At 69.4% G+C, this 15,697-nt stretch carries 13 protein-coding genes and 1 tRNA gene; 10 read left to right on the top strand and 4 right to left on the bottom strand.

Annotated elements, in window-relative coordinates:
• The first annotated feature begins 78 nt into the window (after positions 1 to 78).
• The 3 genes from PIR02_03240 to PIR02_03230 all read left to right on the top strand — a co-directional run bounded on the left by PIR02_03240 (position 79) and on the right by PIR02_03230 (position 3,919).
• On the top strand, positions 79 to 2,604 hold the full coding sequence (locus PIR02_03240; protein ID WZH37685.1) for an ATP-dependent Clp protease ATP-binding subunit: 2,526 nt from the start codon (positions 79 to 81) through the stop codon (positions 2,602 to 2,604).
• A gap of 61 nt (positions 2,605 to 2,665) precedes the next feature.
• The gene (locus tag PIR02_03235; protein ID WZH37684.1) at positions 2,666 to 3,175 is read left to right on the top strand and encodes an amino-acid N-acetyltransferase; all 510 of its coding nucleotides are present in this window, start codon (positions 2,666 to 2,668) and stop codon (positions 3,173 to 3,175) included.
• 72 nt (positions 3,176 to 3,247) lie between these two features.
• Positions 3,248 to 3,919, top strand: coding sequence for a hypothetical protein (locus PIR02_03230; protein WZH37683.1), 672 nt, complete (start codon positions 3,248 to 3,250; stop codon positions 3,917 to 3,919).
• 62 nt (positions 3,920 to 3,981) lie between these two features.
• On the opposite strand, the gene PIR02_03225 is transcribed toward PIR02_03230, so the two are convergent.
• A complete protein-coding gene (locus PIR02_03225; GenBank protein WZH37682.1) occupies positions 3,982 to 5,517 on the bottom strand; it encodes an amino acid permease in 1,536 nt (511 codons plus the stop codon).
• A 147-nt stretch (positions 5,518 to 5,664) separates the two neighbouring features.
• Between PIR02_03225 and PIR02_03220 the strand changes: the two genes are divergently transcribed.
• From PIR02_03220 to PIR02_03195, 6 genes are all read left to right on the top strand, one after another.
• Positions 5,665 to 7,020 carry a glutamine synthetase family protein gene (locus tag PIR02_03220; protein WZH37681.1) on the top strand — a complete coding sequence of 452 codons (1,356 nt, stop codon included), beginning with the start codon at positions 5,665 to 5,667 and terminating at the stop codon, positions 7,018 to 7,020.
• Positions 7,001 to 7,777, top strand: coding sequence for a gamma-glutamyl-gamma-aminobutyrate hydrolase family protein (locus tag PIR02_03215; GenBank protein ID WZH37680.1), 777 nt, complete (start codon positions 7,001 to 7,003; stop codon positions 7,775 to 7,777). The genes PIR02_03220 and PIR02_03215 overlap by 20 nt, the downstream gene beginning before the upstream one ends.
• Positions 7,774 to 9,129 (top strand): aldehyde dehydrogenase family protein, encoded by a 1,356-nt coding sequence (locus tag PIR02_03210; GenBank protein ID WZH37679.1) that lies wholly within the window; start codon positions 7,774 to 7,776, stop codon positions 9,127 to 9,129. The genes PIR02_03215 and PIR02_03210 overlap by 4 nt, the downstream gene beginning before the upstream one ends.
• Positions 9,130 to 9,175: 46 nt before the next feature.
• Positions 9,176 to 9,955: a 3-oxoacyl-ACP reductase gene (locus PIR02_03205; protein ID WZH37678.1), complete on the top strand. Its 780-nt coding sequence runs from the start codon at positions 9,176 to 9,178 to the stop codon at positions 9,953 to 9,955.
• 72 nt (positions 9,956 to 10,027) lie between these two features.
• Positions 10,028 to 10,744 carry a GntR family transcriptional regulator gene (locus tag PIR02_03200; GenBank protein WZH37677.1) on the top strand — a complete coding sequence of 239 codons (717 nt, stop codon included), beginning with the start codon at positions 10,028 to 10,030 and terminating at the stop codon, positions 10,742 to 10,744.
• A gap of 297 nt (positions 10,745 to 11,041) precedes the next feature.
• Positions 11,042 to 11,452, top strand: coding sequence for a dehydrogenase (locus PIR02_03195; protein WZH37676.1), 411 nt, complete (start codon positions 11,042 to 11,044; stop codon positions 11,450 to 11,452).
• A gap of 735 nt (positions 11,453 to 12,187) precedes the next feature.
• On the opposite strand, the gene radA is transcribed toward PIR02_03195, so the two are convergent.
• The 3 genes from radA to PIR02_03180 form a co-directional block, all read right to left on the bottom strand.
• Positions 12,188 to 13,555, bottom strand: a complete 1,368-nt coding sequence (gene radA / locus PIR02_03190) for a DNA repair protein RadA (GenBank protein WZH37675.1) — start codon at positions 13,553 to 13,555, stop codon at positions 12,188 to 12,190.
• 64 nt (positions 13,556 to 13,619) lie between these two features.
• A complete protein-coding gene (locus PIR02_03185) occupies positions 13,620 to 14,219 on the bottom strand; it encodes a DUF4304 domain-containing protein (protein ID WZH37674.1) in 600 nt (199 codons plus the stop codon).
• 68 nt (positions 14,220 to 14,287) lie between these two features.
• A complete protein-coding gene (locus tag PIR02_03180; GenBank protein WZH37673.1) occupies positions 14,288 to 15,241 on the bottom strand; it encodes an L-lactate dehydrogenase in 954 nt (317 codons plus the stop codon).
• A 298-nt stretch (positions 15,242 to 15,539) separates the two neighbouring features.
• Here PIR02_03180 and PIR02_03175 point away from each other — a divergent pair.
• Positions 15,540 to 15,629, top strand: a tRNA-Ser gene (locus PIR02_03175).
• Positions 15,630 to 15,697 lie beyond the last annotated feature (68 nt).

Below are 15,697 nucleotides of genomic sequence, written 5' to 3'. Positions count from 1 at the left end.
GGCATCCGGCCGCTGGTTACTCTCGATGTACGGCGCGCGGAGGCGTGCCTGTCAGCCCATTTCTGGAGGGACTGAGAGATGTTCGAGAGATTCACCGACCGTGCCCGTCGTGTGGTCGTCCTCGCCCAAGAAGAGGCGAAGATGCTCAACCACAACTACATCGGGACGGAGCACATCCTGCTCGGCCTGATCCACGAGGGCGAGGGTGTCGCTGCCAAGGCGCTCGAGTCGCTCGGCATCTCGCTCGACGCCGTGCGAGAGCAGGTGCAGGACATCATCGGCCAGGGGCAGCAGCAGCCGACCGGCCACATCCCCTTCACGCCCCGGGCGAAGAAGGTCCTCGAGCTGTCGCTGCGCGAAGCCCTGCAGCTCGGTCACAACTACATCGGCACCGAGCACATCCTGCTCGGCCTGATCCGCGAGGGCGAGGGCGTCGCCGCACAGGTGCTCGTCAAGCTCGGCGCCGACCTCAACAAGGTGCGCCAGCAGGTCATCCAGCTGCTCTCGGGCTACCAGGGCAAGGAGCCCGCGGGTGTCGCCACCGGCGCCGGCGAGCAGCAGTCCTCGGGCGCGCAGGGCGGCTCGGCCGTGCTCGACCAGTTCGGTCGCAACCTCACACAGGCCGCGCGCGACAACAAGCTCGACCCCGTCATCGGGCGCGAGAAAGAGATCGAGCGCGTCATGCAGATCCTGTCGCGCCGCTCCAAGAACAACCCCGTCCTCATCGGTGAGCCCGGCGTCGGAAAGACGGCGGTCGTCGAGGGTCTCGCCCAGGCCATCGTCAAGGGTGATGTGCCCGAGACGCTGAAGGACAAGCAGGTCTACTCGCTCGACCTCGGCTCGCTCATCGCCGGTTCCCGGTACCGCGGTGACTTCGAGGAGCGCCTGAAGAAGGTCACCAAGGAGATCCGCACGCGCGGCGACATCATTGTCTTCATCGACGAGATCCACACCCTCGTGGGTGCCGGTGCCGCCGAGGGCGCGATCGACGCCGCGTCGATCCTGAAGCCCCTCCTCGCCCGCGGTGAGCTCCAGACCATCGGCGCCACCACGCTGGATGAGTACCGTAAGCACTTCGAGAAGGATGCCGCGCTCGAGCGCCGCTTCCAGCCGATCCAGGTGGCCGAGCCGAGCCTGCCCCACGCGATCAACATCCTGAAGGGCCTGCGCGACCGCTACGAGGCCCACCACAAGGTGCAGATCACCGACGGCGCGATCGTGGCCGCGGCGAACCTCGCCGACCGCTACATCAGCGACCGGTTCCTGCCCGACAAGGCCATCGACCTGATCGACGAGGCCGGCGCGCGCCTCCGCCTGTCGATCCTGTCGTCGCCGCCGGAGCTGCGCGAGTTCGACGAGAAGATCGCCAAGGTCCGCGAGCAGAAGGAGCAGGCCTCCGAGGAGCAGGACTTCGAGAAGGCCGCGTCGCTCCGCGACGAGGAGAAGTCCCTCCTCGCCGAGCGTCTGCGCCTCGAGAAGCAGTGGCGCTCGGGTGATGTCGCCTCCCACGCGGTGGTCGACGAGGGTCTGATCGCCGAGGTGCTCGCCCAGGCGACCGGCATCCCGGTGTTCAAGCTCACCGAGGAGGAGTCCAGCCGCCTCATGTTCATGGAGAAGGCCCTGCACCAGCGGGTCATCGGCCAGGAAGAGGCGATCGCGGCTCTGTCGCGCACGATCCGTCGTCAGCGCGCGGGCCTCAAAGACCCCAAGCGTCCCTCGGGCTCGTTCATCTTCGCCGGCCCCACGGGCGTCGGAAAGACCGAGCTGGCCAAGGCGCTCGCCGAGTTCCTCTTCGACGACGAGGGCGCGCTGATCTCGCTCGACATGTCGGAGTTCGGTGAGAAGCACACCGTCTCGCGTCTGTTCGGTGCCCCTCCCGGATTCGTCGGATTCGAAGAGGGTGGCCAGCTCACCGAGAAGGTGCGCCGCAAGCCGTTCTCGGTCGTGCTCTTCGACGAGATCGAGAAGGCCCACCCCGACATCTTCAACTCGCTGCTGCAGATCCTCGAAGAAGGTCGCCTGACCGACGGTCAGGGCCGCGTCATCGACTTCAAGAACACGGTGATCATCATGACGACGAACCTCGGTTCGTCGGCGATCGCCGGTGGACCCGTGGGCTTCCAGGTCGAGGGCAGCGCACAGACGTCGTACGAGCGGATGAAGGGCAAGGTCGACGAAGAGCTCAAGCGCCACTTCAAGCCCGAGTTCCTCAACCGCGTCGACGACGTCATCGTCTTCCCGCAGCTGAACAAGGACGAACTCCGTCAGATCGTCGGCCTGTTCGTCAAGCGCCTCGCCGACCGTCTGCTCGACCGTGACATGACGGTGGAGCTTTCGGACGACGCGAAGGACAAGCTGATCGAGATCGGGTTCGACCCGACACTCGGTGCGCGTCCCCTGCGCCGTGCCATGCAGCGTGAGGTCGAGGACCGCCTCAGCGAGAAGATCCTGCATGGGGAGCTCGAGTCGGGCGACCACGTGAAGGTCGGCGTCGAGAACGGGCAGTTCACCTTCGACACCGCCCCGCGCGGTGAGAAGGTCGCGATCGGTGTCGGAACGGCCGGCGAGATCGCCGCGACCCCCGACACGCTCGCCGGTAACTGACGCTTCCACACACGAGGGCCCGGATGCCATGGCATCCGGGCCCTCGTCGTACGCTGGGACGGTGACCTCCTCCGCGCCGTTCGTCGTCCGCCCCGCCGGAACCGCCGACGTCCGACGCATCCATGACCTGCTCGAGCCGTTCGTGCAGAAGCGCATCCTGCTCGGCAAGGACCTGGTCGTGCTCTACGGCTCGGTGCAGCAGTTCGTCGTGGCGGAAGCCGACGGCGTCGTCATCGGCTGCGGAGCCCTGCACGTGATGTGGGAGGACCTCGGCGAGATCCGCACGCTCATCGTGCACGACGACTGGCTGCACCACGGTGTCGGCCGTGCGATCGTGGAGACGCTCGAGCAGCGCGCGCGAGAGCTCGGTGTGTCTCGCCTGTTCTGCCTCACCTTCGAGGTCGATTTCTTCACCCGACGTGGCTTCGCCGAGATCGGCGAGCAGGTCGTCGACCCCGATGTCTACTCGCAGCTCGTCCGCAGCCCCGACGAGGGTGTCGCCGAGTTCCTCGATCTCGCGCACGTGAAGCCCAACACCCTGGGCAACACGCGAATGCTCAAACACCTGTGAGTGCGCACATCCGCGCGCGCCTCTGAGCGCGCCGTGAGGTGAGGGCACAGCGTCGCCGCATACCCTGGAACGATGACCGATGCCCCCCGAAGGCGGAGGCAGTCCCCGGCGGTCTACCGTCGTCGCCGTCTTGCCGCCGCGCTCCTCGCGCTGCTCGTGATCGGCCTCGTCGTGTGGCTCGTCGCGGCTCCGCCCTGGCGCACCGCGCCCTCCTCCGACACCGCGCCCGCGCCCGTCACCTCTGCGTCGGCGCCGTCGAGCGCACCGTCGGACGCGGCGCCCACCGAGGCCGCCGCCTCGCCGGAGCCGAGTCCGACCCCGAGCGAGGCGAGCGGCCCGACCGAGTGCACTCCCGCCGACATCACCGTCGAAGCCCTCTCGGACAAAGCCGAATATGGGCAGGGCGAGAACCCGCAACTGTCGATCCGGCTCACGAACAGCGGCGCCACCCCCTGCACCATGAACGTGGGAACCAGTGCCCAGTCGTTCACCGTGACGAGCGGTTCCGACGTGTGGTGGCGCTCGACGGACTGCCAGTCCGAGCCGAGCGACATGGAGGTCACCCTCGCCGCGGGGCAGACCGTGACCAGCTCCGCGCCCCTGACGTGGGATCGGACGCGTTCCTCCGTCGGTTCGTGCGACAGTGAGCGTCCCTTCGCCCCCGGCGGCGGTGCGACGTACCACCTCAGCGTCTCGATCGGCGGCATCCCGTCCACGGGGACGGCGTCGTTCATCCTCCAGTGACCCGCTGATACGAACACGGGGAGAGGGGCGGATGCCATGGCATCCGCCCCTCTCCCCGTCTCTCAGGAGCGGGTGTCGCCGAAGACCTCACCCTCCATGGCGTCGTACCCCTCCTTCTGCGGGTCGCCGTGCAGGCCGCCGGAAAGGGCGTACTCCTCCTCGGGGGAGAGCACGAGGCGGTGGCGGCCGTAGACGGCGAAGGCGATGAAGATGACCGCGTAGACGACGATGATGGCCACGATCGCCAGCAGGTACGCGGAGTTCAGCAGCAGACCGAAGAACACCACGGCGGCGATGATCGCCGCGGAGTAGGCGCCGAACAGACCCCACGGGCTCTTGTAGGGGCGGACGGCGTTCGGGAACTTCTTGCGGAGCACGATGAAGGCGACCATCTGCAGGAAGTACGCCAGCACAGCACCCCAGACGGCGATGTTCAGCACGATGGCACCCGCGGGGCTGGCGTCTCCGCCAGCAGCCTGGACGATGACCAACGAGAGGAAGCCGAGCACCGCGCCGAAGACCAGCGCGACCCACGGCGTCTTGCGGGCGCCCGTGAGCGAGAGCCACCGCGGGTAGTAGCCGGCGCGCGAGAGCGAGTACATGTTGCGGCCGTAGGCGAACATGATGCCCATCAGGGATGCCAGAAGGCCGATGAGCGCGAGCAGCGACAGCAGAGCTGCCGCCTGATCGCCGACGATGGCGCGGAACCCGTCGAGGAGCGGTTCGACCGAGGTGCCGGTCGCATCCGCGCCGAGGACGCCGGTGTTCAGGAAGAGCACGATCAGACCCGTGACGATGAGCGTGCCGCGGGCCCAGAGACCGGCCCGCGGGATGTCGCGCGCGGGATCGTGCGACTCTTCGGCCGCGAGCGGCAGCTCTTCGATACCCAGGAAGAACCACATCGCGAAGGGGAGGGCGAGCAGGATCGAGCCGACGCCGAAGGGCAGGAACTCCGACTGGCCCGGGTCGGGCGTCTGGTTCCAGAGGGACCCCCAATCGAAAGCCCCACTGGCCAGCGCCATGATGCCGAAGACCACGATGATGCCGATCGAGATGATCGACACGACGATGGCGAAACCGAACGAGATGTTGGCCCCCGCCGCGTTGAGCGCGATGAACAGGGCGTAGAGGATGATCCACCACACGAACGACGGCAGGCTCACGCCGGTGAGAAGTTCGAGGGCGGAGTCGGCGTACTGGCCCGAGAAGTAGACGACAACGGCGGTGGTGGCGACGTACTCGATCGTCTCGGCGAGGCCCGTGGCCAGGCCGCCCCACGGGCCCATCGCCGAGCGGGCGAACGAGTACGCGCCGCCCGTGTGCGGCATCGCGGCGGCCATCTCGCCGATCGAGAAGGTGAGGCCGTAGTACATGATCACGAGGATCACGAAGGCGATGAGCATGCCGCCGAACCCGGCGAAGCCGATGCCGAAGTTCCACCCGGAGAAGTCGCCCGAGATGACCGCGGCGACCGCGAGACCCCACAGGCCCCAGACGCCGGCCGAGCGTTTCAACGTGCGTTTCTCGAAGTACGTGGAATCCGTCGCGGTATAGGTGGCGCCGGCGACCTTTTTGCGGGAACTGCTCGAGGTGGACATGGGACCTCCAGAGGAATGAGGGCAGGCGGACGGGCTCGCCTTGCGGGAAATCATGGCCTTCTATTGGTCGACCTGTCTACCTTTGGCGTGTAAGTTCCTCGTTACGGCTTCCGCACGGGAAGGCGACGAGCGAGCGAGAGGGAGACCATGGCGGGCAATCTCACCACCGCAGAACTGGATGCCGCGATCGACAGCGGCGAGATCGACACGGTCGTCGTCGCGTTCCCCGACGCGCAGGGGCGCCTCGTCGGCAAGCGCGTCGCCGCACGGTTCTGGCGCGACGAGGTGCTGCCGCACGGCGCCGAGGCCTGCAACTACCTGCTCTCGGTCGACGTCGACCTCAACACCGTCGACGGCTACGCGATGTCGAGCTGGGACACGGGGTACGGCGACATGCTGCTCGTCCCCGACCTCGAGACGCTCCGACGCATCCCGTGGCAGCCGGGCACGGCGCTCGTCGTGGCCGACCTCGCATGGGAAGACCGCGCGCATGTCGCGCAGTCGCCGCGTGGCATCCTGAACGCGCAGCGTGCGCGCCTCGCCGAACGGGGTCTGACCGCCTACGCGGGGACCGAGCTGGAGTTCATCGTCTTCGACGACTCGTTCCGAGAAGCCTGGGCCAAGGGCTATACGGGGCTCCACGCCTCGACCGATTACAACGTCGACTACAACCTGCTGGCCACGACACGGCTCGAGCCGCTGCTGCGCGACATCCGCCTCGGCATGGACGGGGCGGGCATGTACTGCGAGGGGGTCAAGGGGGAGTGCAATCTCGGCCAGCAGGAGATCGCGTTCCGTTACGCCGAAGCTCTCGAGACGGCCGACAACCACACGATCTACAAGAACGGCGCGAAAGAGATCGCCGACCGGCACGGCAAGTCGCTGACCTTCATGGCGAAGTTCAACGAGCGCGAGGGCAACAGCTGCCACATCCATCTCTCGGTTCGGGGCGACGACGGCGCCGCCGTCATGGCGGGCGACGGCGAGCACGGCTTCAGCCCGCTGATGGAGCACTGGATCGCCGGCATCCTGGCGACCCTCCGCGAGTTCACGCTGCTGTACGCCCCGACGATCAACTCCTACAAGCGTTTCGCCCTCGGCTCCTTCGCACCGACCGGCATCGCCTGGGGCGTCGACAACCGCACGTGCGCTTTGCGCGTGGTCGGTCGCGGCTCCTCCCTCCGGGTCGAGAACCGCGTTCCCGGGGGAGACGTGAACCCCTACCTCGCGATCTCCGCGATCATCGCGGGCGGTCTCCACGGCATCGAGAACGAACTCGAGCTGCCGGCGCCGCTCACGGGCAACGCCTACACCTCGGGCGTCGACACCCTGCCGACGACCCTGCGCGAGGCGGCGCGGCTCTTCTCCGAGTCGACGATCGCCCGCGCCGCCTTCGGCGACGACGTCGTCGAGCACTACCTCAACCAGGCGCGCATCGAGGTCGAGGCCTTCGACGCCGCCGTGACCGATTGGGAGCGGGTGCGTGGTTTCGAGCGCCTCTGATCCGACCCGAACCCCTGTTCTGGGGCTCACCACGTACCTCGAGCGCGCGAAGCAGGGGGTGTGGGATGTCCGAGCGTCGTTCCTGCCGCAGCAGTACTTCGACTCCGTCACCGCCTCGGGTGCCACGGCCGTGCTGCTGCCTCCGCAGCCGCGTCCGGAGCAGGCCGCCGCGGCCGTGCTCGACGGCCTCGACGGACTCATCCTGACGGGCGGCCTCGACGTGCAGCCCGAGCTCTATGGGGCCGAGCGGCACCCGCTCACCGACCCTGCTCGCGCCGACCGCGACGCGTGGGAACTCGCCCTTCTCGCCGGGGCGCGGGAGCGCGGCATCCCGGTCTTCGGCATCTGCCGAGGCCTGCAGCTGATCAACGTCGCCCTCGGCGGCACTCTGCACCAGCACCTGCCCGAGGCCCTCGGCACCGAGCGCTACCGAATCGGCGGGGGCGTCTTCGCCGAGAACGTGGTGGAGGTGGATGCCGGAACCCGGCTCGCCGGTCTCGTCGGGGCCGGTCCTCTCACCGTGCACAGCTACCACCATCAGGGCGTCGACCGGGTGGGTGAGGGCCTGACCGTCACCGCCCGCACCGACGACGGACTCGTCCAGGCCGTCGAAACCGACGGCGACGACTATCTCGTCGCCGTGCAGTGGCATCCCGAGGAGAACGCCGAGGACCGACGCCTCTTCCTCGGGCTGGTCGCCGCCGCGGCGCGCTACCGGGCGGCGCGTTCCTCCGAGCAGCAGGGAGTTCCCGCATGAGCACCTTCACCGTCATCGACCCCTCCACCGGGTCGCCCATCACCACGCTGGAGCGTGCCGAGATCGATCAGGTGGATGCCGTCGTCGCCGACGCCGTGCGCGCGCAGCGCTCCTGGGCAGCGCTCGCCCCCGTCGCCCGGGCCGACGCCCTGCGCGCCTTCGCGCGGGTCGTCGAGGGGCACGTCGAGGAGCTCGCCCAGCTCGAGGTGAAGAACTCGGGCCACCCGATCGGCTCGGCACGGTGGGAGGCGCAGCACGTCGCCCAGGTGCTGAATTACTACGCGGGTGCTCCGGAACGCCTGATCGGCTCGCAGATCCCCGTTGCCGGCGGTCTCGATGTGACCTATCACGAGCCGTACGGCGTGGTCGGCATCATCGTGCCGTGGAACTTCCCCATGACGATCGCCGCGTGGGGCTTCGCCCCCGCGCTCGCCGCGGGTAACGCCGTCGTGCTCAAGCCCGCGGAACTCACCCCGCTGACGGCGATCCGTCTCGGCGAGCTCGCCCTCGAGGCGGGCTTGCCCGAAGGGCTGTTCCGCGTGGTCGTGGGGTCGGGCTCGGTCGTGGGGCAACGCTTCGTGTCACACCCCGACGTGCACAAGGTCGTCTTCACCGGATCCACCGAGGTGGGTACCGAGGTCGCCGCGGGCTGCGCGCGGATGCTCAAGCCCGTGACCCTCGAACTCGGCGGCAAGAGCGCGAACATCGTCTTCGCCGACGCCGACCTCGAGAAGGCCGCCGCCGGGGTGCCCGGCTCGGTGTTCGACAACGCGGGGCAGGACTGCTGCGCCCGCAGCCGCCTCCTCGTGCAGCGGAGCGTCTTCGACCGGTTCCTCGAGTTGCTCGAACCCGCCGTGGCCGCGTGGAGAGTCGGCGACCCGACGAGCGAGGACACCCAGATGGGGCCGCTGATCTCGGCATCCCACCGCTCCACCGTGCGGGGCTTCCTCGATGGTGTCGACGTGGCGTTCCGCGGTTCGGCGCCCGAGGGCGACGGCTTCTGGTTCGCGCCCGCCGTCGTGATCGCGCAGCCGGGCGACCGCATCGCGCGCGACGAGGTGTTCGGCCCCGTGCTCGCAGTGATGCCGTTCGACGACGAAGCGGATGCCATTCGCCTGGCCAACGACACCGCATACGGTCTCGCGGGCTCGATCTGGACGGAGAATTTGGGGCGTGGCATCCGGGTCTCCCGCGGGGTGCGCAGCGGCGTGCTGTCAGTGAACTCGCACTCGTCGGTGCGGTACGCCACCCCGTTCGGCGGCATGAAGGCCTCCGGTCTCGGTCGAGAACTGGGCCCGGATGCCGCCGAGCACTTCACCGAGGTGAAGAACGTGTTCTACGCCACCGAGTGACCCCCGCCCTGACCCCGACCCGCACACGTAGAAGGAACCACAGCTCATGACCATCGACCTCACCCAGCGTCTGCGTGACCGCGTCGCCATCGTCACCGGAGGCGCCAGCGGCATCGGTCTCGCCACCGCCCGCCGCTTCGCCGCCGAGGGGGCCCGCGTGGTGATCGCAGATCTCGACGAGACCACCGGAGCGGCCGCGGCGGCCTCCGTCGACGGTGTCTTCCGGCAGGTGAACGTCGCCGACGAGGCATCCGTCGACGCCCTCTTCGACGGCGTCGCCGCCGACCTCGGCAGCGTCGACATCGCCTTCAACAACGCCGGGATCTCGCCCGCCGACGACGACTCGATCGAGACGACCGAACTGCCCGCGTGGGACAAGGTGCAGGACGTCAACCTCAAGAGCGTCTACCTCTGCTCGCGCGCAGCGTTGCGGCACATGGTTCCCGCAGGCAGGGGCTCGATCATCAACACGGCCTCGTTCGTCGCGCTGCTGGGCTCGGCCACCTCGCAGATCTCGTACACCGCATCGAAGGGCGGCGTGCTCGCGATGACCCGCGAGCTCGGCGTGCAGTTCGCGCGGCAGGGCATCCGCGTCAACGCCCTCTGCCCGGGACCGGTGAACACCCCGCTCCTTCAGGAACTGTTCGCCAAAGACCCCGAGCGCGCGCAGCGCCGTCTCGTGCACGTGCCGATGGGACGGTTCGCGGAGCCGGAGGAGATGGCTGCGGCCGTGGCCTTCCTGGCATCCGACGACGCATCGTTCATCACCGCGACGGCCTTCGTCGTCGACGGCGGGATCACGAACGCGTACGTCACTCCGCTGTGAGCCGGCGACGTTCGTGCCGCGGCCTTCGCTGTTGCGCGACCCTGCGGCGGCGGGCCGTGACAGGCTGAGATGGTGACCGACGCGCCTCTCGACGACCTGCGCCGGGCCGTGTACCGGCCCGTGCGCAGCGGGAACGCGCTCGAAGACACCACGGCGCGGATCGTGCAGACAGTGCGTCTCGGCCTCGTCGCCCCGGGGGAGTCGCTGCCGGCGGAGCGCGAGCTCGCCGCGCTCTACGGCGTGAGCCGCGACACGGTGCGCGAGGCGATCCGCGAGCTCGCTGACGCGGGCTGGCTCGAGACACGGCGCGGGCGTTACGGCGGGACGTTCGTGGTCGACCCCGTTCCGCGGGCCGTCGCTCCCGCGGCGGTCGACGCCGTCGAACTCGACGACGTCGTCGCGCTGCGCGGTGTCCTCGAGCCCGGAGCCGCGTGGGCGGCGGCGGGCCGGTCGCTGTCGGCGGACGAACGCGACGTGCTCTGGGCCCGGCACGAGGCGGCGGCGCGGGCGGATGGAGCGGACTACCGCCGCCTCGACACGCTGCTGCACCTCACGATCGCGGAGGTCGCCGGCATCCCCTCTCTCGTGCCCCTCGTGGCGGAGAACCGCGCGCGCATCAATGCCTGGCTCGACACCTTTCCGCTGCTGCCGCGCAACATCGACCACTCCACGTCGCAGCACGCCGCGATCGTGTCGGCGATCCTCGCCGGGAGACCGGATGCCGCCCACGCGGCGATGCGCGACCACCTCGCCGGGTCGGAGGCGCTGCTGCGAGGCTTCCTCGCGTAGCTGAGGCTGAGGCTGAGGCTGAGGCTTGGGCTTGGGCTTGGGCTTGGGCTTGGGCTTGGGCTTGGGCTTGGGCTTGGGCTGGGGCTGGGGCTGGGGCTGGGGCTGGGGCTGGGGCTGGAGCTGGGGCTGGGACTTGGGCTGGGGCTGGGGCTTGGGCTTGGGTTGCGGTTTGGGTGTGGCTGCGGCTGCGAGGGGAGGAGAAGCAGCGAAGGGAGGACGCACGCGTGGGTTCGGGTCCTCCGCTGGGCAGTTCTCCTCCGGTGGGCGTCGGTGCGGGGCCGCGGATAGGCTCGGAGGATGGCCGCGGGCAAGAAACGCAAGGGGAAGAAGGTCGCCGTGGAGTTCAAGAACACCGCCCTGACCGACGCGCTGCAGACGCAGGACATGGCAGCGATCGCGTTCGCCCTGCGCCACGGACCCACCGTCGTTCCGCTCATGCGCGCCGGCGACGCCGACAACCCGCTCGACATGGGCGAGGTCTGGACCTACCGCGACCCGAACACGGGCCAGCTCGCGCTGCTGCTCTTCAGCGACGCGGCGCACAAGCCGGAGACCCTCCCGCCGCACGTCGCGCTGCAGTCCCCGCAGTGGTTGCGGACGTTCCTGGGGATGCATGAGGAAGAACTGACGGCGGTGTTCATCGACATCGCGGGGCCTCATCCGATTCAAGCCAGTCCGGCCGACCTCATCGCGGCGCTCGACGCCTGAGCGCCGGCCCGGAAGGTTTGCCGGTTCGGTGTCCAGAACACCCGGAACGCGCGAGAAATCGTCCGGGTGTTGTGGACACTCAACGGGGCGACGGGTCCGCGAGCGGCATTCCGCGCCGGCGCGGCGATGGCGGCGCCGGCGCGGCGATGGCGAGGTGGGGCGGGTGGGGCGCGCAGCGGCGGGGAGGAGACGCCCCTGCGTGTGCCGCGCTCCGGAGGTGCCGCTCTCCGGAGGTGTCGGGCAGAACACGGTCGCGCTGGGGGGCGTTCTGCGGGACGCTTCGCGGGACTCCGGAGCGCGGGACGCGGCCCGGTGATTCGGCGAGGGGGTGGGTCCGGCTTGGGGTGCACGCTGTCCCGCGCGTGGTCGCGGCTCCGGAGGGCGGGACGCGGCGATAGCTCGCGGGTGAATCACCGAAGTCGCGCGGGTGAGGCGAGAATGCGAGACTCGGGGGCATGGAGTACGTGATCACCGCGGCCGTGTGCGCCGCCGGACTCGTCATCCCCGTGGTGCTCGGCATGACGTCGCCGCACCGTCGCCGGCGGTCAGCTCCTCCCGGCCGCTGAACACCGGACGCGCCACGACACCCTGACGCTCCCTCGAAAATCGCGGCCCCGCCCGCCCGTCGTCCCCTCAGGGCGGAGGTCTCGTCGGAGTCTCGGCCCCGTCGTCGCTGATCCCGGCGGTCGTCTCGGCCCGGCCGAACCAGCGGTCAAGCCGGCTGTTCGGGCGTTCTCAGAATCCCGGTTCGCTGTCGTCGCGCGGCATGCCTCGCACCTGCAGCTCGTTCAGGGCCTGGGCGAGTTTGCGCGATGAGGCGTCGAGGACCGTGTGATACCCGAGGCGCTTGGCCTCGGACGCCCGCTGCGCGGCCTGGGTGACGTTGCGGATCTCTCCGGTCAACGTCAATTCGCCGATCGCCGCCAGCCGCTTCGACACCTTGCGGTTCTTCACGGCGTTGGCGACCGCGATCGCGATCGCCAGGTCGGCGGCGGGCTCGACGAGGCGGACGCCGCCGACGGTCGAGACGTACACGTCGCGATCGGACAGCGTCAGCCCCATGCGGCTCTCGAGGACCGCGAGCACCATGGCGACGCGCGACGAATCGACGCCGTTGACGATTCGACGCGGATTTGGTGCGGTCTGCCGCACGGCAAGAGCCTGGATCTCGACCGGCAGCGCGCGCCGACCCTCCATCGCGATCGTCACGCAGGTGCCCGGTTCGGGCTCGCCGTGTCCGAGGAACAGGGCACTCGGGTCGGCGACCTCGGCGATGCCGGTGCCGGTCATGTCGAAGCAGCCGACCTCGTCGGTCGGCCCGAAGCGGTTCTTGAGCGCGCGCACGAAGCGCAGCGACGTCTGCCGGTCGCCCTCGAAGTGGCAGACGACGTCGACGAGGTGCTCGAGGATGCGGGGGCCGGCGATCGAGCCGTCTTTCGTCACGTGACCGACGAGGATGATCGGCAGCCCGCGTTCTTTCGCAACGCGGATGAGGGCGGATGCCACCTCTCGCACCTGCGCGGGCTGACCCGCCGCCCCGTCGCTGTGGGCGGAGGAGATCGTCTGCACCGAGTCGACGATGAGCAGCCCCGGCTCGACCTGGTCGACGTGGCCGAGGATGGTCGCCAAGTCGGTCTCGGAGGCGAGGAACAGCTCGTCGTGAAGCGCGCCCGTGCGCTCCGCGCGCAAGCGCACCTGCGCGGCGGATTCTTCGCCGCTCGCGTAGAGCACGCGGCGACCGGCGTGCGCGCTCTTGGCCGCGACCTCGAGGAGCAGCGTCGACTTGCCGACGCCCGGTTCGCCGCTCAGGAGGAGAGCGGCCCCCGGGACGATTCCCCCGCCGAGCACGCGGTCGAACTCGCCCACGCCGCTCGTGCGGCGCGGGGCGTCTTGCGTGTCGATCTCGGTGATGCGCCGGGCCGCTCGGGCGGCCCCCGGTGCCACCGGCACGATCGAGCGGACGATTCCCGTCTGCTCCGCCGCCTCGACGACGGTGCCCCACGACTGGCATTCTCCGCAACGGCCGACCCACTTCAGCGTCGTCCACCCGCATTCGGTGCAGCGATACGGAGCGGGGGCTGCAGCGGGACGTCGGGATGCCATGCGCCCAGGCTACGCGGGGCCTCCGACATCGGAGGCGCGGGGGTGTGGCATCCGGAATCCGGGGTCAGGGGAGAGCGACGCCGTACTTCTGCGCGGTGTCGTCGAACAACGCGACGAGGCGGGGCCAGCGGTCCTCGTCTCCGAATCGCTCCCGCGCGGCCGTGAACTGGGCAGCGGCCTCCGAAGCGCGCCCGGTCGCGCAGAACCAGGCGAAGAGATCGTCGTCGAGGACGTACCCGCCGTCGATGAGGGTGCGCGCCAGCGACTCCTCGTCGGTGATCGTGTCGAGGTGCGCCACGACCTGCTCGATGGCCGCGGGGAGAGCCGCGCTCAGGTCGTCGGCATCCCGTTCCACGTCGACGCGGTCGCTCGGCCAGTCGCTGATCTCCTCGAAACGCGCCGAATACTGCGCGTTCGCGCGGGTCTGATCGTCGGGAACCGTGCGCCCGATCGCGCGGTCGAAGGCTGCGACGTAGGCCGAGGCGTTGACGTAGAAGCGCACGCTGCCCGCGGTGTTCCCGTGGCTGCGCTGGACGTCGACCTCGTGCACGACGCCGTCGCCGACGCGGGTCCACACGTATCTCTTCTTGCGGAATCCGTGGGGCTTGAGCACCCCGCCGATCGTGGTCACCGCCTCGGCGAAGCGTTCTTCGATGTCGCTCATGACCGGGATGCTATCGGCCCGGGGCCTCGGGCCGGTGGCATCCCGGGCTCATCCGCTGCGGACGGGGCTCAGCCGCGCAGGGAATCCGCGACCGTCGTCAGCGCGTCGGCCGAGCGTCGCAGGAGCGTCAGCTCGTCGTCGGAGAACGGCGTGCCGGCCAGGGGGACAGCGCCCTTCGCGCTCACGATCGAAGGGACCGAGAGGGCCATGCCGCTGATGCCGTGGAAGTCCTCGAGCACCGTGCTCACCGGCAGGATCGCGCGCTCATCGCGCAGGATCGCCTCGACGATCCGGGCGCTGGACAACCCGATCGCGTAGTTGGTGGCGCCCTTGCCCTGGATCACCTTGTAGGCCGCATCGCGGACGTCGACGGCGATGGCATCCAGTTCGTCCTTCGTGAAACGCCCGCCGTCGGGGAGCTCGAACTCGGTGATCGGGACCGAGCCGATCGTCGCGGTGGACCACAACGGGAACTCGGTGTCGCCGTGCTCGCCGACGATCCACGCGTGCACGCTCGAGGTGGCGACGCCGGCGCGCTGAGCGAGCTTCCAGCGCAGGCGAGAGGTGTCGAGGACGGTGCCGGAGGCGAAGATCCGGCGCGTCGGCAGTCCGGTCGCCTCCTGCGCGAGAACGGTGAGGACATCGCAGGGGTTGGTGACGATGACGTAGACGGCGTTCGGTGCGACCTCGAGCAGCTTGGGCATCATGTCGCGGATGATGCGCGCGTTCGTCGCGGCCAGCTCCGTGCGGGTCTGGCCCGGGTTCTGCTTCGCCCCGGCGGTGATCACGACGACGTGCGAGCCCTCGGCGACCGCGACATCGCTGCCGCCGACGATGTCGCTCGACCCGGTGAACTGGGTGCCGTGCGCGAGGTCGAGCACCTCGGCCTCGACCTTGGCCTCGGCGATGTCGTAGAGGGCGACGTGCCGCGCCGACCCCCGGATGAGAGCGGCGTACGCGACACTCGCCCCCACGCTTCCCGCGCCCACGACCGTCAGCTTGGAGTTCTCGATCACGCTCATGCCTCGATCCTGGCAGCGGTGTGGGACCGGTGCCAGAGCGGTCGTTCGACGGTGGATGAACGGATGCCGCGGGGGCGGGGTTCGGGGCGGGATGAGGCGGGACTCGGCGGGCCCGGGGGTCGGGAGCGGCCGGCGGCCGGGGCCTGGGGGCGGGCCAAACTCCTGAGTTTTGGTGCGGATGGACTCCGGTGGGGTGTCAAAGCGCTGTCGGGCGCGATTCCTCAGGAGTTTCGCCCGCGTCACGACGGTGCGGGGCCCGGATTAGCGGCATCCGGTCATCTGTCGTAAGCTGGTCGGCGGTGACGTGTCCGAGCGGCCGAAGGTGCAACACTCGAAATGTTGTGTAGGTTCACCCCTACCGTGGGTTCAAATCCCACCGTCACCGCCATTCTTTCCCGATCAGCCCCGCTTTCGAGCGGGGCTGATCTGCGTCATGGTGCAGCGGGTTCCGCGGCT

The sequence above is a fragment of the Microbacterium enclense genome, assembly GCA_038182865.1.
In the GTDB taxonomy this organism is placed as follows: domain Bacteria; phylum Actinomycetota; class Actinomycetes; order Actinomycetales; family Microbacteriaceae; genus Microbacterium; species Microbacterium enclense_B.
The sequence above is the reverse complement of the archived record's forward strand: the minus strand, read 5'-3'. Positions and strand labels throughout refer to the sequence as shown.

Coding starts and splice junctions, on each gene's coding strand:
- PIR02_03220 (WZH37681.1), top strand. CDS start 5,665: ATGGCGGGCAATCTCACCACCGCAGAACTGGATGCCGCGATCGACAGC.
- PIR02_03210 (WZH37679.1), top strand. CDS start 7,774: ATGAGCACCTTCACCGTCATCGACCCCTCCACCGGGTCGCCCATCACC.
- PIR02_03180 (WZH37673.1), bottom strand. CDS start 15,241: ATGAGCGTGATCGAGAACTCCAAGCTGACGGTCGTGGGCGCGGGAAGC.
- PIR02_03195 (WZH37676.1), top strand. CDS start 11,042: ATGGCCGCGGGCAAGAAACGCAAGGGGAAGAAGGTCGCCGTGGAGTTC.
- radA (WZH37675.1), bottom strand. CDS start 13,555: ATGGCATCCCGACGTCCCGCTGCAGCCCCCGCTCCGTATCGCTGCACC.
- PIR02_03230 (WZH37683.1), top strand. CDS start 3,248: ATGACCGATGCCCCCCGAAGGCGGAGGCAGTCCCCGGCGGTCTACCGT.
- PIR02_03225 (WZH37682.1), bottom strand. CDS start 5,517: ATGTCCACCTCGAGCAGTTCCCGCAAAAAGGTCGCCGGCGCCACCTAT.
- PIR02_03240 (WZH37685.1), top strand. CDS start 79: ATGTTCGAGAGATTCACCGACCGTGCCCGTCGTGTGGTCGTCCTCGCC.
- PIR02_03185 (WZH37674.1), bottom strand. CDS start 14,219: ATGAGCGACATCGAAGAACGCTTCGCCGAGGCGGTGACCACGATCGGC.
- PIR02_03205 (WZH37678.1), top strand. CDS start 9,176: ATGACCATCGACCTCACCCAGCGTCTGCGTGACCGCGTCGCCATCGTC.